At 72.7% G+C, this 862-nt stretch carries 1 protein-coding gene; it reads right to left on the bottom strand.

All coding sequences use genetic code 11. The features are described from left to right. Window positions 1-8: 8 nt before the first annotated feature. Window positions 9-737: a response regulator gene (locus AB8Z36_RS40630; RefSeq protein WP_369218362.1), complete on the bottom strand. Its 729-nt coding sequence runs from the start codon at window positions 735-737 to the stop codon at window positions 9-11. Window positions 738-862: the final 125 nt, after the last annotated feature.

Here is an 862-nt window from a genome sequence, read left to right as displayed (position 1 = left end):
GACTCCGCTCAGGTCCTGCCCGTGATGCCCGTTTCCGCGGGCGCCCCGGCTCGCCCCACCCACCGGTAGCGCCGCTCCGGACGCCCCGTCCCCCCGTACCGCAGCGTCACGTCCGCGCGGCCCGTCTCCGCGAAGTGCTCCAGATAGCGCCGGGCGCTGACGCGGGAGAGCGCGCCGGCCGCCGCGCACTCCGAGGCGGAGAGGCCCCCGGGGTGCTCGCGCAGGGTCTGTTCGACCAGGTCAGCGGTGTGCGCCGCGAGGCCCTTGGGGAGTTCGCGGGAGCCCGGCGGGCGGGTGCCGAAGATGCGGTCGACGTCCTCCTGACGGGCCTCCGCCAGACCGTCGAGGCGGGCCCGCACCGCCGCCACGTGCCGCAACTGCTCCTCCAGGGCGGCCCGGTTGAACGGCTTGATCAGATAGTGCAGGGCGCCCGCCCGCAGCGCGGCCCGTACGATCTCCGCGTCCCGCGCCGCCGTGATGAACAGCGCGTCCACCGGCGGCCGGCCGGGATCGCGCTCCTCGGCCGCCCGCAGCTCCCGCAGCACCGCGATGCCGTCCATGTCGGGCAGATAGACATCGAGGAGCACGAGGTCGGGGCGCACGTCCCCGGCTAGGCGCACCGCCTCCGCGCCGCTGTGGGCGACGCCGACCACGCTGAAGCCGTCCACCGTGGCGACGTACCTGCTGTGCAGCCTGGCGACCATGAAGTCGTCGTCCACGACCAGGACCCTTGTCATCGCCGCAGGCTATGGGCGCGACCACAACGACCACAACGTCCGTTGATTCCGGAAGAGAGACAGGTTGTTAACGCACGGGCAACATGTGGGCCACCTCACACCAGGTATCCCCGTCCCCCGTATCC

The sequence above is a fragment of the Streptomyces flavofungini genome (genome assembly GCF_041028215.1).
Classification (GTDB): domain Bacteria; phylum Actinomycetota; class Actinomycetes; order Streptomycetales; family Streptomycetaceae; genus Streptomyces; species Streptomyces flavofungini_B.
This window is presented reverse-complemented; position numbering and strand designations above follow the sequence as displayed.

Excerpts from the sequence above, each read along its gene's own strand:
- AB8Z36_RS40630 (WP_369218362.1), bottom strand. The coding sequence starts at position 737 with ATGACAAGGGTCCTGGTCGTGGACGACGACTTCATGGTCGCCAGGCTG.